Source organism: Salinicola sp., from assembly GCF_982684285.1.
In genome coordinates this window covers 1-22,705 of the sequence record NZ_CEXLVS010000034.1, presented here as the reverse complement: position 1 = coordinate 22,705, position 22,705 = coordinate 1, and the positions used below count along the sequence as shown (strand labels likewise).

General features: G+C 65.6%; 20 protein-coding genes. 4 read left to right on the top strand and 16 right to left on the bottom strand.

The features are described 5' to 3' along the window. On the bottom strand, positions 1-643 hold a 643-nt coding region (locus AC3AYF_RS04975; RefSeq protein WP_295041220.1), incomplete at its 3' end, for a CaiB/BaiF CoA transferase family protein. 182 nt (positions 644-825) lie between these two features. On the opposite strand from AC3AYF_RS04975, the gene AC3AYF_RS04970 reads away from it, so the two are divergent. Further along, entirely contained in the window at positions 826-1,491 is a 666-nt protein-coding gene (locus AC3AYF_RS04970; RefSeq protein WP_295041222.1) for an IclR family transcriptional regulator, read from the top strand. 85 nt (positions 1,492-1,576) lie between these two features. Here the strand turns inward: AC3AYF_RS04970 and AC3AYF_RS04965 are convergent, their stop codons facing one another. Further along, the gene (locus AC3AYF_RS04965) at positions 1,577-2,566 is read right to left on the bottom strand and encodes a Bug family tripartite tricarboxylate transporter substrate binding protein (RefSeq protein ID WP_295041224.1); all 990 of its coding nucleotides are present in this window, start codon (positions 2,564-2,566) and stop codon (positions 1,577-1,579) included. A gap of 351 nt (positions 2,567-2,917) precedes the next feature. Between AC3AYF_RS04965 and rluF the strand changes: the two genes are divergently transcribed. Beyond that, on the top strand, positions 2,918-4,006 hold the full coding sequence (gene rluF / locus AC3AYF_RS04960; RefSeq protein ID WP_487779465.1) for a 23S rRNA pseudouridine(2604) synthase RluF: 1,089 nt from the start codon (positions 2,918-2,920) through the stop codon (positions 4,004-4,006). Between the two features lie 19 nt (positions 4,007-4,025). On the opposite strand, the gene AC3AYF_RS04955 is transcribed toward rluF, so the two are convergent. From AC3AYF_RS04955 to AC3AYF_RS04930, 6 genes are all read right to left on the bottom strand, one after another. After that, positions 4,026-4,427: a GlcG/HbpS family heme-binding protein gene (locus AC3AYF_RS04955; protein ID WP_149434359.1), complete on the bottom strand. Its 402-nt coding sequence runs from the start codon at positions 4,425-4,427 to the stop codon at positions 4,026-4,028. A gap of 174 nt (positions 4,428-4,601) precedes the next feature. Continuing rightward, a complete protein-coding gene (gene glcF / locus AC3AYF_RS04950; RefSeq protein ID WP_295040258.1) occupies positions 4,602-5,879 on the bottom strand; it encodes a glycolate oxidase subunit GlcF in 1,278 nt (425 codons plus the stop codon). A 15-nt stretch (positions 5,880-5,894) separates the two neighbouring features. After that, the gene (gene glcE / locus AC3AYF_RS04945) at positions 5,895-7,082 is read right to left on the bottom strand and encodes a glycolate oxidase subunit GlcE (RefSeq protein ID WP_295040256.1); all 1,188 of its coding nucleotides are present in this window, start codon (positions 7,080-7,082) and stop codon (positions 5,895-5,897) included. A 13-nt stretch (positions 7,083-7,095) separates the two neighbouring features. Continuing rightward, the gene (glcD, locus tag AC3AYF_RS04940; RefSeq protein ID WP_295040254.1) at positions 7,096-8,595 is read right to left on the bottom strand and encodes a glycolate oxidase subunit GlcD; all 1,500 of its coding nucleotides are present in this window, start codon (positions 8,593-8,595) and stop codon (positions 7,096-7,098) included. Between the two features lie 194 nt (positions 8,596-8,789). Next, the gene (locus AC3AYF_RS04935) at positions 8,790-10,487 is read right to left on the bottom strand and encodes an L-lactate permease (RefSeq protein WP_295040252.1); all 1,698 of its coding nucleotides are present in this window, start codon (positions 10,485-10,487) and stop codon (positions 8,790-8,792) included. A gap of 344 nt (positions 10,488-10,831) precedes the next feature. Then, positions 10,832-13,183, bottom strand: a complete 2,352-nt coding sequence (locus AC3AYF_RS04930; RefSeq protein ID WP_487779464.1) for an FdhF/YdeP family oxidoreductase — start codon at positions 13,181-13,183, stop codon at positions 10,832-10,834. A 248-nt stretch (positions 13,184-13,431) separates the two neighbouring features. On the opposite strand from AC3AYF_RS04930, the gene AC3AYF_RS04925 reads away from it, so the two are divergent. Next, positions 13,432-14,142 carry a glutathione S-transferase N-terminal domain-containing protein gene (locus tag AC3AYF_RS04925; RefSeq protein WP_295040101.1) on the top strand — a complete coding sequence of 237 codons (711 nt, stop codon included), beginning with the start codon at positions 13,432-13,434 and terminating at the stop codon, positions 14,140-14,142. A 171-nt stretch (positions 14,143-14,313) separates the two neighbouring features. Beyond that, positions 14,314-15,000: a glutathione binding-like protein gene (locus tag AC3AYF_RS04920; protein ID WP_295040103.1), complete on the top strand. Its 687-nt coding sequence runs from the start codon at positions 14,314-14,316 to the stop codon at positions 14,998-15,000. Between the two features lie 74 nt (positions 15,001-15,074). Here AC3AYF_RS04920 and AC3AYF_RS04915 read toward each other — a convergent pair whose 3' ends face one another. The 8 genes from AC3AYF_RS04915 to AC3AYF_RS04880 form a co-directional block, all read right to left on the bottom strand. Beyond that, positions 15,075-16,031 carry a D-2-hydroxyacid dehydrogenase family protein gene (locus AC3AYF_RS04915; protein WP_487779463.1) on the bottom strand — a complete coding sequence of 319 codons (957 nt, stop codon included), beginning with the start codon at positions 16,029-16,031 and terminating at the stop codon, positions 15,075-15,077. Between the two features lie 96 nt (positions 16,032-16,127). Then, positions 16,128-16,949, bottom strand: coding sequence for an amino acid ABC transporter ATP-binding protein (locus AC3AYF_RS04910; protein ID WP_295040107.1), 822 nt, complete (start codon positions 16,947-16,949; stop codon positions 16,128-16,130). Continuing rightward, on the bottom strand, positions 16,942-17,607 hold the full coding sequence (locus tag AC3AYF_RS04905) for an amino acid ABC transporter permease (RefSeq protein WP_295040109.1): 666 nt from the start codon (positions 17,605-17,607) through the stop codon (positions 16,942-16,944). The genes AC3AYF_RS04910 and AC3AYF_RS04905 overlap by 8 nt, the downstream gene beginning before the upstream one ends. 48 nt (positions 17,608-17,655) lie before the next feature. Then, positions 17,656-18,297 (bottom strand): amino acid ABC transporter permease, encoded by a 642-nt coding sequence (locus AC3AYF_RS04900; RefSeq protein WP_295040111.1) that lies wholly within the window; start codon positions 18,295-18,297, stop codon positions 17,656-17,658. Positions 18,298-18,416: 119 nt separating this feature from the next. Beyond that, complete coding sequence (locus AC3AYF_RS04895; protein WP_487779462.1) at positions 18,417-19,325, bottom strand: transporter substrate-binding domain-containing protein; 909 nt, start codon at positions 19,323-19,325, stop codon at positions 18,417-18,419. Between the two features lie 146 nt (positions 19,326-19,471). Continuing rightward, positions 19,472-20,374: a CobW family GTP-binding protein gene (locus AC3AYF_RS04890; RefSeq protein ID WP_295040114.1), complete on the bottom strand. Its 903-nt coding sequence runs from the start codon at positions 20,372-20,374 to the stop codon at positions 19,472-19,474. After that, entirely contained in the window at positions 20,367-21,995 is a 1,629-nt protein-coding gene (locus AC3AYF_RS04885) for an amidohydrolase (protein ID WP_487779461.1), read from the bottom strand. The genes AC3AYF_RS04890 and AC3AYF_RS04885 overlap by 8 nt, the downstream gene beginning before the upstream one ends. Next, positions 21,992-22,705, bottom strand: a 714-nt coding sequence (locus AC3AYF_RS04880) for a sodium/glutamate symporter family protein (protein ID WP_295040117.1), incomplete at its 5' end; no start/stop codon positions are given. The genes AC3AYF_RS04885 and AC3AYF_RS04880, both read right to left, overlap by 4 nt.

Here is a 22,705-nt window from a genome sequence, read left to right as displayed (position 1 = left end):
TGGAGACCGCCCAACCCATGGTGGCCAGCACCGATTCGAGCATCGAGATGTCGACGAAGTGCGCCTTGCGCGGGCGCTCGGCCAGGGCGGCATTGATCGCCATCGCCGCGGTCAGGCCGCCGACGGTGTCGGCCAGCGGATAGCCGACCCGGTAGGGCGCGTTCTCGGGCGCGCCGGTGATGCTCATCACTCCTGCCATGCCCTGGATGATCTGGTCGTAGGCCGGGTAGTTGGCCAAGGGGCCGTCTTGCCCGAAGCCGGAAATCGCGCAGTAGACCAGCTCGGGGTTGGCCTCGCGCAGTGTCTCGAACCCGAGCCCCAGACGGCGCATGACGCCGGGACGAAAGTTCTCTACCACCACGTCGGCCGTCGCCACCAGTTCGAGGAAGGTTTCACGATCGGCCGGTCTCTTGAGATCGAGCGTCACCGAGCGCTTGCCGGCGTTCTGGGCGAGGAACGAGACCCCCATCAGCTCCTGATTGAGCGTGGGGTCGGCACCCAGTTGACGAGCCAGGTCACCGCCCTGGGGCCGCTCGACCTTGATCACTTCGGCGCCGAGATGGGCCAACTGATGACAGCAGAACGGCCCGGCCAGCACGTTGGTCAGATCGAGTACCCGGTAACCGGTCAATGGCGATGACATTATTCCTCCTGGTGAAACAGTTTCTTTCAGAGAGAATATGATTCGCTCGGATGAGTTGCAATACCGTTTTGTCTGTCGCAACATCCGCCATTAGTCCAAGTCCCGGTGACCTGATAGCAAGTCCCGATCAACTGATGCCCGATTCACTGATAGCCCGATTAACTGATAGATAGGAGCGTCCCATGGCCCAGAGACGTGTCGAGGCCGTCGAACGAGCGCTGCCGCTGCTCGAGGCCTTCTCCCAGGAGCGGCGAGAGTTCTCTCTGACCGAACTCGCCAATGCCTCGGGGTTCTACAAGAGCACCATCCTGCGGCTGATGGCCTCGTTGGAGCACTTCGGCTATGTCACCCGCGACGAACGCGGCATCTACCGAGTCGGCCCGGCGGTCTCGCGGCTGGCCCCGCTGGCGGGCGACGGGCCGCAGCTCGAGAATCTGGTACGGCCGATACTCGAGTCGCTGCGGGATGCCAGCGAGGAGACCGCTTCCTTCTATGTCCGCGACGGCGACCACCGGATCTGCCGGCTGCGCGAGAATGGCCGACTGGAGGTCAGGCACCATCTGGAGGAGGGCGTGAGGCTGCCACTGGGACGCGGTGCCGCCGGGCGGGTGCTCAATTACGAAATCCCTCGCGGCCAGGTTGCCGTATCCAGCGGAGAGCGCCAGGCCGGGCTGTCGGCGGCGGCGATCGGTATCTACAACGGCGAGGGTGAGCTGATGGGGGCGCTGGCGCTATCGGGTCCCAGCGAGCGCTTCAACCTGGCGGCCAAGGATCGCCATGTACCCTTGCTGGCCCAGTATGCGCCGCGTCTCGAACGCCAGTGGCCGCGGGCGTTGCGCGCTTCCTGACGCTGCCGATGTCGTCGGCGCCGCAAGCCCGGCACCGACGACCAGGGGGTGAGGTGACAAGCCCCACCCTAGCGGGGAGCCGGCCTTACTGGATCAGGCCGACTTCCTTGGAGATCTCCTCGATATCGGCGATCTGCTGATGCACGTACGCCTTGAATGCCTCGCCGCTGCGGTCGAAGGGAATCAAGCCGTTCTTGCTCATGACCTCCTTCCACTCCGGGCTCTCGTAGACCTTGTGCAGCGTCTCCTCCCACCAGGCCACGTCCTCGTCGGAGAGCTTCGGTGGCAGGTAGAAGCCGCGCCAGTTGATCCCTTCGACATCCACGCCCTGCTCCTTGGCGGTGGGGAATTCACTCAGCGCGCCGGGCAGGCGACCGTCGGCGAGCACGGCGAGCACCCGAAGGTCGCCGGATTCGACGAAGCCCAGGGTCTCAGAGGCGTCTCCGGAGAAGGCGTCGATATGGCCGCCGACGACCTGGGTCATCGCCTCGCCGCCACCGTCGAAGGGCAGATACTTGATCTTGTTCAGCGGCTCGATGCCATCGGCGCGGGCCATCATCAGGACCTTGAGGTGATCCCAACCGCCGCTGGCGCTGCCGCCGGCGAAACTGACGCTGGAGGGCTTCTTCTCCATCGCGTCCAGCAGGTCCTCGAGGGTCTGGTAAGGCGAGTCCTTGCTCACGGCGATCACGCCATAGTCCGCGCCGACGGTGCCGGCCCAGTTGACCATGTCGGCGTTCAGGCCGGGGAACTGATGCTGGGCCAGACGGGTGGTGGTCGATGTCGAAGCCGAGACGATGACGTCGTTCTGTCCGGCCCGTTTCGTGACCACGTGTGAAAACGCGACACCACCGCTGGCGCCCGGCATGTTGGTGGTCTGGACGCTGCCGTCGATGGCGCCGGTCTCGCTCAGAACCTGGCCCACGCTGCGGCAGGTGAAGTCCCAGCCGCCGCCGGGGTTGGCAGGGGCGATGCAGTCGATCTTACCGCTCGGGCCGGCCGCCTGCGCCAGCATCGGCAGCGTCGCCAGCGAGAGTGCGAGGCACAGCGCGGAAGGCTTCAAGGACAAATTCATGGCGTCTCCGTTATTCTCTTTTGTAGAACATGTTGCGACAGTAGAAATTAGGGCCGCCGGGATGCCGGGTCAATCTCGGGACTGCGAATTGCGACTAAAGAATGTCGTCAGAAGCTATGTGATTCTGTCTGTCAGAACAAAAGGGGTCGGGAAGCCTGCTTGACCGCCCCCGGTCACGCAGCCGGGCGTTTCCCGGCGATGGCCGCCATGCGGCTTTTGAACCCCGGCCGGTTTTATCCACACGGAGGAAGCGTCAAACTGTCCGGGTGCGCCGGCCCGTTGCGGGCCGGCGCAGGTCCGGCGGTTGCGACCGGATGCTGAGTCACCTTTCTTCTGGCTGGACGACCCTTTATGGCGTTACGACAATCGACCCGTATCAACAAGTACATCAGCGAGAGCGGGATGTGCTCCCGTCGTGAAGCCGATCGCTTCGTGGAGCAGGGCAACGTGTGGATCAACGGCCGCCGTGCCACCACCGGCGACCAGGTGGTCGCCGGCGAGCGGGTCAAGGTCAACGGCCAGGAGATCGAGCCCCGGGAAGCGGAGGATCTGGTCCTGATCGCGCTCAACAAGCCGGTGGGTATCGTCAGCACCACCGAGTCCAGCGAGAAGGACAACATCGTCGAGTTCGTCAAGCACGGGGCGCGGATCTTTCCCATCGGCCGGCTCGACAAGGATTCCCAGGGGCTGATCTTCCTGACCAACGACGGCGACCTGGTCAACAAGATCCTGCGTGCCAACAACCACCACGAGAAAGCGTATCGGGTGACGGTCGACAAGCCGGTCACCGACGAATTCGTCGAGGGCATGCAGCGTGGCGTGCCGATCCTCGGCCAGGTGACGAAGCGCTGCCAGGTGCACAGGGAGTCGACGTTCGTCTTCACCATCACGCTGGTGCAGGGGCTCAACCGCCAGATACGCCGCATGTGCGAGTATTTCGGCTACGAAGTCACTCAGCTGATCCGCACGCGCATCATGAACGTCTCGCTCAAGGGGCTGGCGCTGGGTGACTGGCGGGACCTGACCCCGAGAGAGATCGATACCATCATCGCGCTGACGGAAAACTCCGACGCCGCGCCGGAGAAGAGTGGCCGCGCCAAGCCCAACTCCGGCTCTCGCTCGGGAAAGGCTAGGCAGCCGACCTCCAAGGGAGGCAGGGCATCGGCAGGGCCCGGGGCGAAGGCCGGTGTCAAGGCGGGTGGCAGAGCCGCTGCCACCAAAGCCGCTGCCACCAAGGCCCACCCCAAGGGTAAAAAAGCCGCGAGCGGCAAAGCGTCGCCCGGTGGCAAGAGTCACGCGGCAGGTAAGTCACACCCCAGCGCCAAAGCGGGAAAGCCCGGCGCCAGGGGCAAGGCTGGCGCCAAACCCGGCGACAGGAAGCGTTCAGGCAAGGCCGGCCCCGGCAGTCGTGCCAGGGGCGCGTCCTCCAAGAAGCGCTGACAAAGCGTCGGCGACGGCTTCAGCCGATAGCCTTGACGCCGGCTTTCGCGACCTGCACGTCCTGCTCCGGCTTGACCCCGGAAACGCCGACGCTGCCGATCACCTGGCCGTCGTGAATGACCGGCACGCCGCCCGAGAGCAGCGCGGTCATCGGTGCCGTCACGAAGGCGGTGCGGCCGTTGTTGATCATCTCCTCGAAGACCTGGGTCTCCTTGCGGCCGATCGCCGCGTTGCGCGCCTTTTCGGTGGCGACGCCGGCGCTGAAGGGGGCGGCACCGTTCATCCGGCGCAGGCCCAGCAGATGGCCGCCATCGTCGGCGACGGCGATGGTGACTGCCCAGCCCTGGGCTTCGGCTTCGGTCTGGGCGGCATCGAGGATGGCATTGACATCGTTGAGTTCGAGTGCGGCTTTGGTCTGCATGGTGGGGACTCCAGTTCCATGGTCAGGGCAGCGTCGAGCTACGAGCTACGAGCTACGAGCTACGAGCTACGAGCTACGAGAAAAAGCGAAAAGCCAACTCGCCGGGTGCCGCAGCGAGCTGGCCTTGCGCGGTCATGAGTGAGTCGCCGGCGTCGGACGCCGAGAGCGTTGGTTCTACGCCATGAGCGCTTCGTCGACGACTTCGATCCAATGCTTTACCGGGGTTCGTCCGGCGCCGTTGAGATGGCTCTGGCAGCCGATATTGGCGGTGACGATGGTATCCGGTGACTGGGCCTCCAGGGCGTCCATCTTGTTGTCGCGCAACTGCCGGGCCAGCGTCGGCTGGGTGATCGAATAGGTGCCGGCGGAGCCGCAGCAGAGGTGCGAGTCCCGCACCGGTGCGAGACCGAATCCCAGCCGCGCGAGCACGCCTTCGACGGCACCCCCCAGCTTCTGGGCATGCTGCAGCGTGCACGGGCAGTGGAACGCCAGCCGCGCGGACGAGTCATTCGTGCCCAACGTCTCCAGATCCTCCTCGCGCAAGATCTCGACCAGATCCTTGGCCAGCTCGCTGATCCGTCTGGCCTTGGCGGCGTATTCGGGATCGTCGGCCAGCATCTCGCCGTACTCCTTGACGAAGGCGCCGCAGCCGCTGGCGGTCTGGATGATCGCCTCCACTCCGGCCTGCGCGGAGGAGCTCTCGCCACGTTGCTCGATCAGCGGCCACCAGGCATCGATATTGGCGCGCATGCGCTGGCGTCCGGCGGCCTGGGCATTGAGATGGAAGTCGATGGCGCCGCAGCAGCCCGCTTCCGGGGCGGCACTCACCCCGATGCCGAGACGATCGAGCACTCGTGCCGTGGCGTCGTTGGTATTGGGCGCCAGACCGGGTTGAACGCAGCCTTCCAGAATCAGCATCTGGCGGGCGTGTCGGGTCGGGTCGGGGCGCGCATGACGCCCGCGCGAACCCGGCCGCTGGCGCGGGGGGATCTTGTCGCGCAGATCGTGAGGCGCCAGCGGGCGGAACGTCTGCCCCAGGGCGAGCAGCGCCTGGAACCGCTTGGGCTCGACCAGCGCGGTGCGCAGCCCCAGTCGCAGGGCGCGCTCGCCGGGCCGGCGTCCGACCCGACGGTCGACTTCGGCACGCCCGATATCCAGCAGCTTGTGATACTCGACGCCGGAGGGGCAGGTGGTCTCGCAGCTGCGGCAGCTCAGACAGCGGTCCAGGTGCAACTGCGTCTCCTGGGTGACCTGTTCATCGCCGTCGTCGCTCTCCAGCAGCTCCTTGATCAGATAGATGCGCCCGCGCGGGCCGTCGCGCTCGTCGCCCAGCAACTGGTAGGTTGGGCAGGTGGCATTGCAGAAGCCGCAGTGCACGCAGGTGCGCAGGATGCGGTCGGCCTCGTGGATGTGGGGCTTGGCACGGGCGGCCTCGGAAAAATGGGTCTGCATGGGGTAGAGGTCTCCTCACCACTCGGCATAGAGCCGGCCAGGGTTGAAGATCGCCTGCGGATCGAGCCGTTGCTTGAGCTGGCGGTGGTACTTGGCCAGCACCGGCGGCAGGGGCGTGAAAGGCGAGTCTCCGTTGGCGCTCGGCGTGAAGCGCGTGGCATGGCCGCCGGCGGCAATGGCGGCCTCGTGAATGTGGGCGTCGGCCCGCGGTTCGTCCTCGAAACCGCGTCCCTCGGCACTTTTCAGCCAGCGCTGGGCACCGGCCCAGTCGACCAGCCAGTCACCCTCGAGTGCCGGCGTGCGCGCCAGCGCCGGCAGCGACAAGCGCCACAGGACGTGGGCGTCGTCATCGAGGGCGCCGTCGAAGAAGGGCAGTTGCAGCTCGCGAAGCTGCGCCCAGAAGCGTGAATCTTCCGCTTCACCGCCAAGGCGTTGGCGCGTGGCCGAGACGGAGCCCTCGCCGCCTTCGAGACGCAGGTGCAGCGCTTCGCCATCGTGGGCGGCGCCGGTAATGGGCATCGGCTCGCGGCCCCAGGCCGTCAAGCGCTCGAACGCTTCGGCCAGCGGCAGTTCGAGTCGCAGGCAGGCATGCGCGTGGGGAATGGGAAGCACCTTGAACGAGACTTCGGTCAGCACCCCGAGCGTGCCCTGGGCGCCGACCATCAGCCGCGAGAGGTCGTAGCCGGCGACGTTCTTCATCACCTCGCCGCCGAAGCGCAACTGCTTGCCGTCGGAAGTGATCACCCTTACACCCAACACGAAATCACGTACGGCCCCGACCCAGGGTCGGCGAGGGCCGGAAAGCCCGGCGGCGACCATGCCGCCGACGGTGGCGTCGTCGCCGAAGTGCGGCGGCTCGAAGGCGAGGCGCTGGCCGTTGTCGGCAAGCGCCCGCTCGAGATCCCGCAGCCGCGTACCGGCGCGCACGGTGGCGACCAGCTCCACCGGGTCGTAGTGGACGATGCCGTGATGGCCGGTGGTGGAGAGCGCTTGCGCCGTCTCGACCCGACGGCCGTAGAACGCCTTGGTATTGCCGCCGACGATGCGCAGCGTGGCGCGCTCGGCCTGGGCCCGCGCCACCTGTTCGCACAAGGCTTCGCTATCGTCGCGGCCCGCCAGCGCATCCGGCCCGGGTTCGTCCGCCGAGGTGTATTCCGGCCGCTGATCCTGCAGGTGGGTCATGGCGATCTCCTTGCGACTCATGCCGCTTCCGATATCAGAATCGCGGCAGTTCGGGGTGCGGCAGTTCGCCGTGATGTACGTGCATGGCGCCGAACTCGGCGCAGCGTGCCAGTGTCGGGATGTTCTTGCCGGGGTTGAGCAGACGGCGCTCGTCGAAAGCCGACTTCACCGCGTGGAACAGGGTGATCTCGTCGGCGGCGAACTGGGTACACATCTGGTTGAGCTTCTCGCGGCCGACGCCGTGTTCGCCGGTGATGCTGCCGCCGGCGTCGACGCACAGTTCGAGAATTTTGCCGCCGAGCGCTTCCGTGGACTCCAGCTCGCCGGGCTGGTTGGCATCGAACAGGATCAGCGGATGGAGGTTGCCGTCGCCGGCATGAAAGACGTTGGCGACCCGCAGCCCGTACTGGGCCGAGAGATCGTTGATGCCCTTGAGCACCCGCGGCAGCTCGCGCCGCGGTATGGTGCCGTCGATGCAGTAGTAGTCCGGCGACATCCGGCCGACGGCCGGAAACGCCGCCTTGCGCCCGGCCCAGAACAGCTGGCGCTCGGCGTCGTCCCGGGCGAGCTGGATCTGGGTGGCGCCCGCCGTCTCGAGCAACTGGCGGACTCGCTCGCAGTCGGCCTGGACGTCGCTCTCCACGCCGTCGAGCTCGCACAGCAGGATTGCCTGGGCGTCGACCGGATAGCCGGCGTGGACGAAATCCTCGGCGGCGCGAATCGCCAGGTTGTCCATCATCTCGAGACCGCCGGGGATGCAGCCGGCGGCGATGATGTCGCCCACCGCCTTGCCGGCCCGCTCGACGTCGTCGAAGCAGGCCATCAGCACCTTGGCCACTTCCGGCTTGGGCAGCAGGCGCACCGTCACTTCGGTGATCACGCCGAGCATGCCTTCCGAGCCCATGAACAGCGCCAGCAGGTCGTAGCCGGGCGTATCCAGCGACTCGCCGCCGAGGGTCATGCGCTCGCCCTCGATGGTGACGATCTCCACGCTCAGCACGTTATGGACCGTGAGGCCGTACTTCAGGCAGTGAACGCCGCCGGCATTCTCGGCCACGTTGCCACCGATCGAGCAGGCGATCTGCGAGGAGGGATCGGGGGCGTAGTAGAGGCCGTGAGGGGCGGCCGCCTCGCTGATCGCCAGGTTGCGCACGCCTGGCTGGACCCGGGCGAGGCGGGCATCGGCATCGACGCTCAGGATCTGGTTGAAGCGCGACATCACCAGCAGCACGCCCTTCTCCAGCGGCAGCGCGCCACCGGACAGGCCAGTGCCGGCACCTCGCGTCACCACCGGCACGGCGTGCTCGTAGCAGACCCGCATCAACGCCTCGACTTCGGCCAGCGTCGTCGGCATGGCCACCAGCATCGGCAGCACGCGATAGGCCGACAGCCCGTCGCACTCGAACGGGCGCAGGTCCTCCTCGCGATCGAGCAGGGTCAGTCTGGGCGCGACCGCCAGGATCGCCGCCATCAGGCCGGACTTGTCGACGTCGGCGATCTCGCCGTCGATGCGCTCGTCGTAAAGCAGTTCCATGACGTCTCCTCGACAGCTCGGAAGTCGCTGGCGGTAGGTGAAGATCCGCTTTGTGGAAGGCCTTTCCACATTGCGCTGCGATCATTCTGTGGAAGGCCGTCGACGGCGACCATTAGCCAAAAGCCCAATAGGCTGGCAAATGGTCAGACCAAAACAGGATGTGAATCCTCCCGGCCGCGGCCGGGAGGAGGAGATCAGCCACCCATGAGCGGGTCGGTGAGACCGAAGACGTAGAAGGCCAGCAGCCCGATGATGCCGGCGAACAGGCAGTAGTAGAGCGTCGGCAGGATCGTCTTGCGCAGTGTCGTGCCCTCGCGGCCGAGCAGACCGACGGTGGCCGAAGCCGCCACCACGTTGTGGATCGCGATCATGTTGCCGGCGGCGGCCCCCACGGCCTGCAGCGAGACCATCATCGCGGTGGAGACGCCCAGCACCTCGGCGACGTTGAACTGGAACGCCGCCAGCATCAGGTTGGAAACGGTGTTGGATCCGGCGATGAAGGCGCCCAGTGCGCCGACCGCCGGGGCGAACAGCGGATAGATCTGACCCACACCGTCGGCCACCAGCTGCGCCATGGCGACCGGCATCGAGACCAGGTCGGACTCGTTGACGCCGGAGTTGATCAGGATCCGCACCATCGGAATGGTGAACAGCAGCACGAAGCCGGCACCGAAGATGGTCTTGGAGGATTCGGCGAAGGCCGCCGTCACCTGCTGGGCGCGCATGCGATGCAGGAAGATCGTGCAGATCACCGCGATCAGGATGATGCCTCCGGGGAGGTAGAGCCATTCGACGCTGCCGGAGATGCCCTGCTCGCCGAGGATATTGCTCCAGCCGGTGCTGATCGAGGAGAGCCCCGCCTTGACCGAAGGGATGGTGCGCGAGATCACCAGCAGGATGGCGACGATGACGTAGGGCAGCCAGCCCCGCAGCGTCGACATCGGCGCGCGACCGGCTACGTCGTCGACCTTGATCTCGATGGTGCCGAGCCACTCGGAAGGCCACTTCGAGCGCTCCGGGAAGTCCCAGGTGTCCTTGGGCAGCAGGAAGCCCTTGCGTGCGGCCGGCACCACTATCGCCAGGCCGATGAGGCCGCCCAGCAGCGACGGGAACTCCGGGCCCAGCAGGACGCCGACCAGCATCGACGGCACCACGAAGCAGACGCCGACGAACAGCGCGAACGGCGTGATCGACAGCCCTTCGGTCCAGGAGCGGTTCTCGCCGAAGAAGCGCACCATCACGACGACCAGGATCAGCGGCATGAACACGCCGATGATGCCGTGAGTGATGACCACCTCGGAGGTGATCAGGCGGAAATAGGTCTCCCAGGTCGAGCCGTTGGCGGTGAGCTGTTCGGCGATCGCGGACTGGTTCACGCCGCCGGTGACGCCGACCACGATCGGCGTGCCCACGGCGCCGAACGAGACCGGCGTCGACTGCAGCATCATGCCGACCACCACGGCGGCCAGGGCGGGGAAGCCCAGCGCCACCATCAGCGGTGCGGCCACGGCGGCGGGCGTGCCGAAGCCCGAGGCGCCCTCGATGAAGCAGCCGAACAGCCAGGCGACGATCAGCGCCTGCACGCGGCGGTCCGGGCTGATGCCGGAGAAGCCGTTGCGGATCGCCATGATGCCGCCCGAGTGCTTCAGCGTGTTGAGCAGCAGGATGGCCCCGAAGATGATCCACAGCAGCGAGACGGTCATGATCAGCCCCTGCAGCGTGGAGGCCAGCACGCGGGTCGCGGTCATGTCCCAGGCCAGCAGCGCGATCAGCACCGCGACGACGAACACGATCGGCATCGCCGTCCGTGCCGCCATCCGGAATCCGATCAGCAGGACCCCCGCCAGCACCAGCGGCAGGAAGGCAAGCAGAGAGAGAAGCGTGTGATCCATATCGAGAGCCCCAGAGTCGTTATTATCGGCTTCGTTCGTCGCCAGGATGTCATCGCCGGACGGCGGCAGACCGGTCGTTCCACTCCGGTGGCCGATCACGGCGATTGACTCGGAAGATAACCACAGACGGTGGTACTGCCAATCATGGGTAAATGGTCTTACCAATAAGCGCCGGGTAGCATGGGCGCCTCCCAAGTGGCTGACTTTGAAGGGCTTAGAGGTCAGATGGCGAGGCGATATCGGGCGCTGGCGGCGCCTGCGTTGCGACTAATGGACATCGCCGCCCGCCGGGAGGCGGACGGCGACAGCACCGGGGGGAGGCGAGCCGGGCGGTTGGGGCAGTATCAGCCGGTGGCGAGCATGCCGGTCTCCGCTTCCAACGCCTCCGTGCTCATCAACTCGAGCGTCACCGGGTTCGACTTGCCGGCTATGGTGTTGCTCTGTTGGTCCCGGGTGCCGACGGGGATCAGGTCGTTGACCTCCGGATAGTAGGCCCCGAGGCAGTTTTCCGGCAGATCGTAGGCGATGATCTTGAAGCCCGAGACCCGACGTTCGATGCCATCGTCGCTCACCGCTTTCAGCGTGACCTTGTTGCCGGCCTCGAAACCGTGCTTCTCGATATCGCGAGGATTCATCATCAGCACCATGCGGGTGCCGTAGATGTCGCGGTAGCGGTCATCGAACGAGTAGACGGTGGTGTTGAACTGATCGTGCCCGCGGATCGACAGCAGCTGGAAATGGGCGTCCCCCGGTTCGGAGGCGTCTTCGGTGAGATGGTCGGCGGGGAACAGGAAGTGGGCCTTGCCGGAGTCGGTGTTCCAGACCCGATCGCGGGCGGCGATATCGAGATGGAACACGCCCTGGTCGTTCAGTCGCTGATTGAAAGCGTAAAACGTCTCCGGCTGGGTCGCTTCGATCTTGTCGCGGATGCGGGCGTAATCCTCGGCGAGCCACTCCCAGTCGACCTTGGGGTTGGGCGCGAATGTCGCCTTGCCGAGGCCGGCGACGATGGCGATCTCGGAGCGCAGATGCTCTGATGCCGGCTCCAGCGCGCCCCTGGAGCCCTGCACGTTGCACATGCCGTCTTCGATGGTGATGGTCTGCTCGACGCCGGCCTGGACGTCCTTCTCGGTGCGGGCCAGTGCCGGCAGCAGATAGGCCGCCTTGCCGTGAATCAGATGGCTGCGGTTGAGCTTGGTGGCGATCTGTACGGTGAGTGGGATGTCGCCGACGTGGGCGGCGACACGGGCCTGGTCGGCGATGGCGCGGAAGAAGTTGCCGCCCATGCCGAGGAAGGCGTCCACCTCGTCGCGCAGTATCGCCTCGCAGCAGAGCGACACGTCGTGGCCATGCTCGCGCAGGCACTCGATGCCGAACACCTCGTCCATCTTCGACAGGAACGCCTCGCCGGACTTGTGGAAGATCCCCACGGTGCGATCGCCCTGCACGTTGGAGTGGCCGCGCACCGGGCAGGCACCGGCACCGCGCCGGCCGATATGGCCGCCCATCAGCAGCAGGTTGAGAATCTGGTGGACGTTGTCGCTGCCACGGATGTGCTGGGTGATTCCCATCCCCCAGCAGCAGATCACCCGCTCGGCCTTCGTCCAGGCCCCGGCGGCCTGCTCTATCGCCGCCCGTTCGAGCCCGCTGTGGCGCTCGATTCGCTCCCATGGCAGGTTGCGGCAGTGATCGGCAAACCTCTCGAAACCATTGGTGTGCATCGCGATGAAGTCGTGGTCGATGACGCGCTCGCCGCCGCTGGCGCGGGCCTCGTCGTCGACCTCGAGGATGCGCTTGCAGATGCCCTGGATCGCGGCGATGTCGCCGCCGATGCGAACCTGGTGATACTGCGAGCTGATCGGCACGCCGTGGTTGGTGAGCATGTCCCTGGGCGTCTGGGGGTTGGCGAACTTGACCAGGGCCCGTTCGCGCAGCGGGTTGAAGGTGATCACCTCGGCGCCGCGCAGGCGCGCCTCGTGCAGCAGTCCCATCATCCGCGGGCTGTTGGTGCCGGCGTTCTGGCCGAACAGGAAGATGCAGTCGGCATGTTCGAAATCCTCCAGCACCGTGGTCGCCTTGCCGACGCCGATGCTCTGGGGCAGGGCCACGGTGGTGGTCTCGTGGCACATGTTGGAGCAGTCGGGAAAATTGTGCGTGCCGAGCATGCGGCCGTAGAGCTGCCACAGGAATGCCGCCTCGTTGGAGGTGCGCCCCGAGGTGTAGAGCGCGACGCGTTTCGGATCAAAGGATTTTACCCGCTCGCCCATCTCGCGAACCGCCGTTGTCCAGTCGATCGGATCGTACTTGTCGGTGGCCGGGTTGTAGCGCATCGGGTGGGTCAGGCGGCCCTGCTTTTCGAGGGCATGATCCGACCAGTCGAGCAGCTCGGAAACCGTGTGGCTGGCGAAGAACTCCGGCGTGGTCCGTGCCGCCGTGGCTTCCCAGGCGACCGCCTTGGCGCCGTTCTCGCAGAACTCCGCCGGGCCGGGTTTCGCCGGGTTGGGCCAGGCGCAGCTCGGGCACTCGAACCCGCCGTCGGGATGATTGATCTTGAGCATCAGGCCATTGCCCTTGAGCGCTACCTTCTCGCGCAGGAAGTGCGATTCGGTGGCCTGGACCGACTGCCAGCCGCCGCCGGGTGCATCGTGTTTGCCCTGCTTGCCGTGCAGTTCGTCGTCCTTGAGTCGGCGTACCATGATCTACTCCTTCGTGATCGATCCGAGGTGGTAAACCCGCCGTGCTCCTGTCTGAAAAGTCCTGCCTGAAAAGGTGACTCGCAGGCTCACGGTATGACTGCTATCCGTAACAGTATGGCAACGATTTTCGATTCGCGCCGAATCGAGTCGGGTCGGGAGAGCGCATGTTCAGGGTTTGACGGTTTACTCGCCCTTGGACATGCTGCGAGCACTGCAGCGTGACAGCCGTATCTGACGAGGAGTGTGACATGGGCCGTAAGATGTTCGATCTGTGCGGGCGCGACGAGAGACTGCGATTCTCGCCCTACTGCTGGCGGGTCAAGTATGCGCTGGCGCATAAAGGGCTCGATTGCGAATTCGTGCCGTGGAAGTTCACCGACAAGGCGGCGATCGCCTTCTCGGATCAGACGAAGGTGCCGGTGTTCGTCGATGGTGACCAGACGGTCGTCGACAGCTATGAAATCTTCCGCTATCTCGATCGCGTCTATCCGGACAAGCCGCTGCTGGGCGAAGGGGCTGCCGCGGAACGGGCGCGGTTCTTCAAGTTCTACGCCGAACGTTCGCTGGCGCCGGGGGTGATGCGCACCATCCTGATGGACGTGTTCAACGCCGTGCACCCCGACGACCGCGACTATTTCCGTACCTCGCGCGAAAATGCTTTCGGTCGCACGCTGGAGGAGATGCATTCGCCGAGCCAAGGGCTATCGATGCTCGATAAGGCACTGGAGCCGATGCGCGGGCGACTGGACGAATCGCCGTTCCTGGAGGGCGACGAGGCCGGCGCCGCGGACTATCTGGTGGTGGGCGCCTTCATGTGGGCGCGGGTCACCTCCGCTGCCGATCTGGTCTCCAACGCCGATCCGGTCTACGCCTGGTTCCAGCGCATGCTGGACCTGCATGGCGGCGTCGGCCGCAACGCCACGCGGATCGTCGATGTCGACGGCGCCTATGCCAACTGATCGCGAGCTTGGCCGATCGCGCAGGGGTTTTTGACCCTTCGAGCAGGAGGGTTGGACTCACAGAGAAGAGGCTTTTGAACGGCGCGGGGCGATGTCGGAAGACGCCGCCCCCCGCAAAGCCTATCCTGACAGCATCCGGCTTATCGCCGGGCGTCACGACAGGAGCCTGTGATGATCGATCTCTACTACTGGACGACCCCCAACGGTCACAAGATCACGCTGTTCCTCGAGGAAGCGGGGCTCGACTACCGTATTCATCCGGTCAATATCGGCAAGGGCGAGCAGTTCACGCCGGAATTTCTCGAGATCGCCCCCAACAACCGCATTCCCGCGATCGTCGATCGTGCCCCGGCCGACGGCGGTCAGCCGCTGTCGCTGTTCGAGTCCGGCGCGATCCTCGAGTACCTGGCCGACAAGAGCGGCAAGTTCCTGCCCAAGAGCGGGCGTCAACGCTATCGGGTGCTGCAGTGGCTGCACTGGCAGATGGGCGGGCTGGGGCCGATGGCGGGGCAGAACCACCATTTCCGCCACTATGCGCCGAAGAAGATCGATTATGCCGTCGAGCGCTACATGAACGAGACCTCGCGGCTCTATCGCGTGCTGGACAAGCAGCTCGACGACAATGACTTCGTCGCTGGTGACGACTACTCCATCGCCGACATGGCGATCTGGCCGTGGATCAAGCCCTACGAGAAACAGGGCCAGGATCTGGAGGATTACCCCAGCCTGCAGCGCTGGTTCGATCAGATCGGCCAGCGCGAGGCGGTCAGGGTCGCCTACGCCAAGGCGGAGGAGATCAATCCGCAGAACAACGTCGAGATGACCGACGAGGCGCGCAAGCACCTGTTCGGGCAGTAGCGCCTGCGTCACGACGCCAGGCTTGGCGATATCCACGACAACCCCGGCCTCGGCCGGGGTTGTCGTTTTGCGGACTAGCCGGCAAAGAACTCCCGGACTTGGCGATAGGCGGTCGAGAAATAGAGCTCGTAGGTGTCCTTCTCGACGAAGCCGATATGCGGTGTGGCCAGCACCCGGGGGTGGGCCTGGTAGGCGCTGGCACCGTCGGGCTCGTTCTCGTAGACATCCAGCGCCGCCGCACCCGGCCGGCCGGCGTCGAGGGCGTCGAGCAGCGCACCGGGGCGGATCAGCTCGGCGCGGCTGGTGTTGACCAAGAGCGCATCGGCGCGCATCGCGGCAAGGTCCGCCGGCGTGATCATGCCGCGAGTGTTACCGTTGAGCTTGAGATGCAGGGTGATCACATCGCAGCGGGCCAGGAAGGCGTGTCGATCGGGCTCGAATTCGACCCCCAGTTCGAAGGCACGTCCGGCGCTGCTTTCCCGCCCATGCGCGACGACATTCATGCCGAAGGCCTGGGCGTAGCCGGCGACCAGGCTGCCGATCTTGCCCAGCCCCCAGATGCCCAGCGTGCGCCCGTGGACGGCATGGCCCAGCGACTCCGCCTCCAGGAGCTGGTTGGTGCGCTGCCAGTCGCCCTCGGCCTGTCGGGCGAGATAACCGCCCAGACGCCGACAGCCCGCCATGATCAGCAGCCAGGTGAGCTCCGCCGGCGCGATCGGCGAGCCGCCACCGTCGCGTACGGCGATGCCCAGTTCCTTGCAGGCCTCGACATCGATGGCCGAGGAGAGTCGCCCGGTCTGGACCACCAGCTTGAGATTCGGCAACTGCTCAAGCAGTTCGCGGGTCAACGAGGTGCGTTCGCGGATCAGGATGATGGCGTCGCTGTCCAACAGGCGGGCGGGCAGCGCCTGGTCGTCGAGATGTCGATGTTCGATGTCCAGGCGCACGTCGCTGCCGTCGAGTTCGTGGGCGGCGTCAAGAAAGGCACAGCATCCCTGATAGTCGTCCAAGACCGTAACCGTTATCGACATGACAGCTCCCTCGAAATGATGGCGTTGTCGCATTGTTGGCACTTTCGCCATCGGCTGTCGAGTCGCTTTCACCGGCTTCGATTGCCGGTCTTCGGTTCAACTCTCTTCCCGTTCCAGGAACTTGCGTACCCGCTCGGTACTGGGGTTGGTGAAGAACGTCTCCGGGTCCGCCTGTTCGATGATCAGGCCCTTGTCCAGGAACACGACCTTGTCGGACACCGCCCGGGAGAAGGCCATCTCGTGGGTGACGACGATCATGGTGTAGCCTTCGGCGGAAAGGTCCCTGATCACCGCCAGCACCTCGCCGACCAGTTCCGGATCGAGTGCCGACGTCGGCTCGTCGAACAGCATCACTTCCGGCTGCATCGCCAGGGCGCGAGCGATCGCCACGCGCTGCTTCTGGCCGCCGGAGAGGGTGCTGGGGTAGGCGTCGGCCTTGGCTGACATACCGACCTTCTCCAGCAGTTCGCGAGCGTGGGCCTCGGCCTCTGCCTTCGATTTGCCCAGTACGTGGATCGGGGCCTCGGTGACGTTGTGCAGCACGTTGAGGTGCGGCCACAGGTTGAAGCTCTGGAACACCATGCCGGTACGGGCGCGAACCCTGGCCAGCTCGCGTACCGGCATCGGCCGGCCGGCATCGTTGACGCCGATGCGCTGGCCGCCGATGTGGATGCTGCCGCTGTCGGGGCGCTCCAGCCAGTTGATGCAGCGTAACAGCGTCGACTTGCCGGAGCCGGAGGAGCCCAGGATCGTCACCACGTCACCCTCGCGCACCTCCAGATCCACGTCGCGCAGGACCTCGACGCCGTCGAAGCTCTTCGACAGATGGCGGATCGAGACCGCGGTCCGCTCAGGCGCGGTTCGTTCGGACGCGGTCTGTTCAGAGCTGACGCTTTCCGACGTGCTTTTCTCAAACATGGTCGAACCCCCGTTTGGCGCTGAAACGGCCACACTGTTTGATGATGATCTCCATGACCACGCTGACCGCCCAGTAGAAGCCGATGACCACGATGAAGGCCTCGGTGGGGATGAAATAGGTTCCCGACAGGCTGTTGGCGGCGGCGGTGAGTTCCTGCACGGTGATGATCACCAGGAAGGCGGTGTCCTTGAGTGCGTAGATCAACTGGTTGCCCAGTAGCGGCCGGGTCTGCATCACGATCTGGGGCAGGATCAGGCGAAAGAACATCTTGCCCTTGGTGAAGCCGTGGGCCTTGGCGGCTTCGACCTGGCCGGGCGGGAAGGTCAAGCGCGCACCGCGGAAGATCTCGGCGAAGTAGCAGCCGTGATAGACCGCCAGCGCCCCGACGCCGGACCACCACGCATCGAGGCGGATATCGAAGGCCGGCAGGCCGTAGTAAAGCAGATAGGCCAGGATCAGAAACGGCAGCATCCGCATGCCGTCGATGAATACCCGCAGCGGCACGGTCAGGCGTGGCCGGCTTCCCTCCAGCAGATAGAGCATGCCGCAGCCGATCGCGAAGGCGGCGCTGATCGACAGGCCGAAGATCTCCATCGTGCTGAAGAACCCGCTCCAGAACTGGTCACGGGCGCTCCACAGAATCTCCCAGTTACTCATGGCGCCTCCTCGGCGTTTGGGGACTGCCGCCCTGTCGTCGTCGGCTCATCACACCGCCAGCCGATTGGCGCGACGTTCGGCGATCCGCTGCAGCCAGACCAGGCAGCCGATCGCGGCCATGTAGAGCGCGCAGGCGACCAGAATCGGTGGCAGGGGTTCGTAGGTGACGGCCGAGATGCGGTTGGTGACCCGGGTCAGGTCGACGATCCCGATCACCGCGATCGCCGGGCTGCCCTTGATCAGGAACGACATCTCGTTGATCAATCCGGGCAGGCTGGTGATCATCATCTGCGGCAGCATGATGCGCCGGAACGTGACCCACGGTGTCATGCCGGCGGCCATCGCCGCCTCGCGCTGATCGCGGGAGAAGTTGCGAAAGGCGCTGCGCCAGATCTCGGCGTTGAACGCCGTGGTGTTGAGCGTCAGCGCCAGGATGCCGGCGACGTTGCGGTCGAGGTTGATGCCGAAGGTCGGGGCGCTGAGAAAGATGAACAGCGCCAGCGTGACCAGCGGCGTGGCGCGCGCCAGGCTGATGTAGAGCACCAGGAGCTGGTCGACGACGGGAATACGGGCGAGGCGGATCAGGGCCAGTATCAGCCCGGCCGTGACCCCCATGGCGATGGAGATGCCGGAGATCCAGACGGTCGTCCAGGCGCCTTCCAGCAGCATGTGCCAGGCACTGGCGTTCATGGGCGGCTCCCGAGGGCTTTAGAACGGGGGAGGCGCCGCGCGAACCCGCGGCGCCGCTGACGGTATGACGTGTCAGCCGATGGGGTGTGTCGTGGGACTCGACGATCGGGCCACCGGGCTCAGTCGTCCAGGCCCGCCAGCTCGTGGAACTGGTCGACGCTCTCCAACGGTTCGTCGGGCAGGTCCGGGAAGCTCTCGCCGAACCACTTCTCCTGCAGCTCGGCCAGGCGGCCGGTCTCCTTCATGTGGTCCAGGAATGCCGTCATGTAGGCGAGCAGTTCCGGGCTCGACTTGGGGATCGGCCAGGAGACGTAGCCGGCGCCGGAGACCGCCGGGCCCTTGGCGAAGACGTCCGGCTTGGAAGCCACCAGGGTGTTGACCGGCACGGCGGAATCGATGACGAAGTCGAGACGGCCGTTGGCCAGGTCGGCGAAGGCTACGGGGTAGGATTCGTACTGCACCACCACACCCAGCTCGCCGCCGTCGTCCTCGAGCATCTTCTTCAGCTCCGGCAGTCGCGACAGCAGCACGCTGCCGGCCTGAACGCCCACTCTCTTGCCGCTGAGATCGTCGACATCGCTGATGCTGTCGTCGTCGGCGCGCTTGATCGCGAAGTGCTGGGCGGAGGCGTAGGGCGGGGTGTAGTTGAACACCCGCAGGCGCTCGTCGGAGACCGAGGCGCCGGTCAGCGCCATGTCGTACTGGCCGGTGGAGACGGCGGCCAGCAGTCCGGTCCAGGGCAGGATGTCCTGGCGGACCTCGAAGTCGGCGTAGTTGCGCAGCTCCTCGAGCATGTCGGTGTTGAAGCCCTTGGCGTTGCCATCCTCGATGAAGTTGAACGGGGCGTAGTTGTCCTCCGTCGCCACGCTCAGATAGCCGCGGCTCTCGATCTCCGGCAGGTCGGCGGCAATGGCTGACAGCGACAGAGTCGACAACGACAGCGCCATCAGCGTACCGGCCATGGCCTTGGCGGCGAGACGGGGCAGGTGAAACCGGGCGGTGGGTTTACAGGTCGGGAAGCGCATCATGAAGTACACCCTCTCATTGTTGTTGGTGTCGGTGATGGGTCGTGACGATTGCGTACCGGTGATTCCACCCTAAAGAATCCGGGAGCGGTTGCTGTAGAGCCAGTTGATGAACATCGGCTGGCCAGATCGGCGTTGCCGCCGGCAAATCAGGCGAGCGTTTTCAGCGCCGCGATCAGCGCATCGAAGGGCGCCCCGGCGAAGCCGATTCCCACCAGTTGGCTGGCACCCGGGCGGGGCGCGGTGGGCGTCCATTCGGCCTGCCCGCCGCTCCATTGAAAGACGTAGTACCGGCCCTCGGCCTGAAGGAATCCCTTGGCTCGCGCCAGCCCTTCGGCATGCTCGGCCAGCAACGCTTCCAGCGTCCGGCGATTCAGCGACGCGGGGAGTTCGATCGCAAAGCGCTGCCAGTCGGGGTCGCGCTCGTCGGTGCGGCGCAATGTCGGTGGTCGTTTCGGTGCCGCTTGCTCCGGTCTTCCGGTGCTAAAACCGGCGTGAGCGACCTGGGCATGGGGATTGAGCGAATGCAGCCGACGCATCAATCGTTCGCGCTCGGCATCGTCGAGATCGTCGCCGCGATTGAGCGAGAGGGTGTCGGCGCTGGCAATCTGGCCGGCCACCAGCTCGCCGACGCGGCTGTCATTCAGCCGCTGTGCCAGGCTCGCCAGGTCGACCAGGGTGACGATTCGCTCCAGGTGGAACCGGCGCGCCACGCGAATCATGTCGGCAATCCGTCGCGGGCGGGCTACGCCGCTGGTCTCGATGATCAACGCGGCAGGCGGCTTCAGCCAGCGACCGATACGCGCGAGCTGCGTGCCCAGCTCGTCGCTCAGCGAGCAGCACAGGCAGCCGCTGCTGAGCTTGAGCAGGCGCTCCCCGGCGTAGTCGATCAGCTCGGCATCGACATTGATGGTGCCGAAGTCGTTGACCAGCACCAGCGTGCCCGGCGCCACGCCGTCTCGCAGATGGGCGTTGAGCCAGGTGGTCTTGCCGGCGCCGAGATAGCCGGCAATCAGTATCACCGGGATCGGATCGGCGTCGGGCTCAGCCATTGTCGAAGACGCGGCCACCCACCACCGTCGCCGCCACGTGGATCGACGCCAGCCGCGCCAGCGGCACCTCGCGCGGGTCCTCGTCGAGCACCGCCATGTCGGCGAACTTGCCCACCTCCAGGCTGCCGATGCGATCGTCCAGCTTGAGGGTGTAGGCCGCGTTCAGCGTGATCAGGCGCAGCGCCCGTTCCACGCTCAGCGCCTCGTTGGGCCCCAGCACCTCGCCGCTGGCGGTCTGGCGGGCGACGGCGCACCACGCCGTGAATAGCGGCGCCAGCGGTGTGACCGGGGCATCGCAATGCGCCGCGATGGGGATGCCCAGGCGATCCGCCGAGGCCAGCGGTTCGAGACGCTGACAGCGCTCGAAACCCAGCGTGCGCGAGCGGTGGATGTCGCCCCAGTAGTAGAGGTGGTTGGCGAACATGTTGAGGCACACCCCCAGCCGTGCGGCGCGTTTCAACTGGGCGTGGCTGATGATCTGGCAGTGCTGCAGGGTGTGGCGATGATCGGCCCGCGGCCACAGTTCCAGCACCGATTCGATGGCGTCCAGCATCAGCTCGACGGCCTCGTCGCCGTTGGTGTGGATATGCAGCTGCAGCCCGGCCTGATGATAGCGCTGCACGATCTCGGTCAGGCGTTCCGGCTCGGCGTTCCACATGCCGTTGGGCGAGCCGTCGTGATAGCCCGGCCACATGAGGCGCGCGGTATAGCCCTGGATGGAGCCGTCGGTCATCAGCTTGACCAGTCCGAAATGGAGCTTGTCGCTGCTTTTCTCGCGACAGCCCAGCACCCGCTCGATGCCATCTTCCGGCGTGTAGGTCAGTGCGCTCATCGCCGGCGCCAGGCGCATCGGGACGTCGTCCCGGTTGCAGGTGCGCTGCATGCTCTCGACGCCGGTCTTGCTCAGCGGATTGTAGAGGTCGGTCAGCGTGGTCACCCCGTGGCGCTGGCCGATGCGCGCGTAGCGCTCGAGTGTCGCTTCCTCGCTGCCGCGGTCGAAGAGATCGAGTCCGAGCGTGTCGAAGATCGCGAACATCGCTGCCATCTCGCGCAGCTCGCCGTTGGGACGGCCGTCGTCGAAGGTCACCACGCCTTCGATATCGGCCTGGGACTCGAGCCCGGAGAGACGCAGCATGGCGCTGTTGACGGGCATCATGTGCAGATTGGCATGGATGACCACGATCGGCCGTTCGGCGGCGACGGCATCGAGATCGGCGCGGTCGAGTCGGCGCTGGGGGAAGTAGATCGGATCGAAGCCCCAGGCGATCAGCGGGGTTTCCGACGAGAGCTTGCCAACCTGTTCGCCGAGATGGCGCTGCAACGATTCGATGTCCGTCAGCCCCGGCCAGGTATGGCCGTCGGGGTCCTGTCGGGGAAAGAAGCCGGCGTAGGGATACTCCCACAGCACGCCTTCCAGCGCGTGGCTGTGGCCCTCGACGAAGCCGGGCAGAATGACCTTGTCGGCGAAGCGCTCGTCGAGTTCGAAGTCACCCAGATCCGTCAGCGTTTCCAGCGAGCCGACCCCGAGGATCCGGCCATCGCGCACCGCGATATGGGTGGCTTCCGGCTGCGAGGGATTCATGGTCAGGATGCGCCGGGCGGCGAAGATACGATGGCTCATGAGGGAGTCGGCTCCTGAACGGAAGGGGGCTGGCCACCCCGGCTGCGCTGCCATTTCAGCAGCAGCGGGATGCAGAACAGCATCAGTATCACGTAGCCGCCGAAGATCGCCAGGTAGCTCCAGGCGCCGAGGGAGGGGGCGATCGGGGCGACGAAGAACAGCGTGGGAATATTGACCACGATGATCGCGATGTTGAAGAACGCCAGTTCCTTGGGCACCGAGGTGCTGAAGTCGGCATCCAGCATGCGCAGCAACAAAAGCCCAGTACCGGTGGAGCCGCAGCAGCAGCCGAAGGCGGTGACGGCGCGTTCTGGCCCGAGCTGGCCGCTGAGCTTGCCGATCGCCATCGCGCCCAGGAAGGTGACCAGCGTCACCGCGACCGCGATAAGCAGGATCGGCACCAGCAGGGCCGAGAGCACGGCGATCTGGATGCTCATCAGGGTGGCGACGACCATGAAGTCCACCGAGCCGCTGGTGATGCGCTTGAGCGTGTCGTCGTCGACCTTGTGATTCCAGCCAAAGCGTTCGATCGCCATTCGCATCAGCACGCAGACCGTCAGCCCGTGGATGAAGAACAGGTTGTAGCTGAAGAACACCGACAGCACCTGATTGCCCGCCACCAGCGGCTGCATTGCGCTCAGCCATACATAGGTAATGACATAGGCCACGCCCAGCAGGCCCAGATGCCAGGCCAGCGAGTCAACGGTGCC

What these genes read in the sequence shown, in the direction of transcription:
- AC3AYF_RS04935 (WP_295040252.1), bottom strand. Translation starts at nt 10,487, where the DNA reads ATGGATCACACGCTTCTCTCTCTGCTTGCCTTCCTGCCGCTGGTGCTG.
- AC3AYF_RS04910 (WP_295040107.1), bottom strand. Translation starts at nt 16,949, where the DNA reads ATGTTTGAGAAAAGCACGTCGGAAAGCGTCAGCTCTGAACAGACCGCG.
- AC3AYF_RS04915 (WP_487779463.1), bottom strand. Translation starts at nt 16,031, where the DNA reads ATGTCGATAACGGTTACGGTCTTGGACGACTATCAGGGATGCTGTGCC.
- AC3AYF_RS04970 (WP_295041222.1), top strand. Translation starts at nt 826, where the DNA reads ATGGCCCAGAGACGTGTCGAGGCCGTCGAACGAGCGCTGCCGCTGCTC.
- glcE (WP_295040256.1), bottom strand. Translation starts at nt 7,082, where the DNA reads ATGAGTCGCAAGGAGATCGCCATGACCCACCTGCAGGATCAGCGGCCG.
- AC3AYF_RS04955 (WP_149434359.1), bottom strand. Translation starts at nt 4,427, where the DNA reads ATGCAGACCAAAGCCGCACTCGAACTCAACGATGTCAATGCCATCCTC.
- AC3AYF_RS04930 (WP_487779464.1), bottom strand. Translation starts at nt 13,183, where the DNA reads ATGGTACGCCGACTCAAGGACGACGAACTGCACGGCAAGCAGGGCAAA.
- AC3AYF_RS04890 (WP_295040114.1), bottom strand. Translation starts at nt 20,374, where the DNA reads ATGGCTGAGCCCGACGCCGATCCGATCCCGGTGATACTGATTGCCGGC.
- AC3AYF_RS04965 (WP_295041224.1), bottom strand. Translation starts at nt 2,566, where the DNA reads ATGAATTTGTCCTTGAAGCCTTCCGCGCTGTGCCTCGCACTCTCGCTG.
- AC3AYF_RS04885 (WP_487779461.1), bottom strand. Translation starts at nt 21,995, where the DNA reads ATGAGCCATCGTATCTTCGCCGCCCGGCGCATCCTGACCATGAATCCC.
- AC3AYF_RS04920 (WP_295040103.1), top strand. Translation starts at nt 14,314, where the DNA reads ATGATCGATCTCTACTACTGGACGACCCCCAACGGTCACAAGATCACG.
- AC3AYF_RS04925 (WP_295040101.1), top strand. Translation starts at nt 13,432, where the DNA reads ATGGGCCGTAAGATGTTCGATCTGTGCGGGCGCGACGAGAGACTGCGA.
- rluF (WP_487779465.1), top strand. Translation starts at nt 2,918, where the DNA reads ATGGCGTTACGACAATCGACCCGTATCAACAAGTACATCAGCGAGAGC.
- AC3AYF_RS04895 (WP_487779462.1), bottom strand. Translation starts at nt 19,325, where the DNA reads ATGATGCGCTTCCCGACCTGTAAACCCACCGCCCGGTTTCACCTGCCC.
- AC3AYF_RS04905 (WP_295040109.1), bottom strand. Translation starts at nt 17,607, where the DNA reads ATGAGTAACTGGGAGATTCTGTGGAGCGCCCGTGACCAGTTCTGGAGC.
- AC3AYF_RS04900 (WP_295040111.1), bottom strand. Translation starts at nt 18,297, where the DNA reads ATGAACGCCAGTGCCTGGCACATGCTGCTGGAAGGCGCCTGGACGACC.
- glcD (WP_295040254.1), bottom strand. Translation starts at nt 8,595, where the DNA reads ATGGAACTGCTTTACGACGAGCGCATCGACGGCGAGATCGCCGACGTC.
- glcF (WP_295040258.1), bottom strand. Translation starts at nt 5,879, where the DNA reads ATGCAGACCCATTTTTCCGAGGCCGCCCGTGCCAAGCCCCACATCCAC.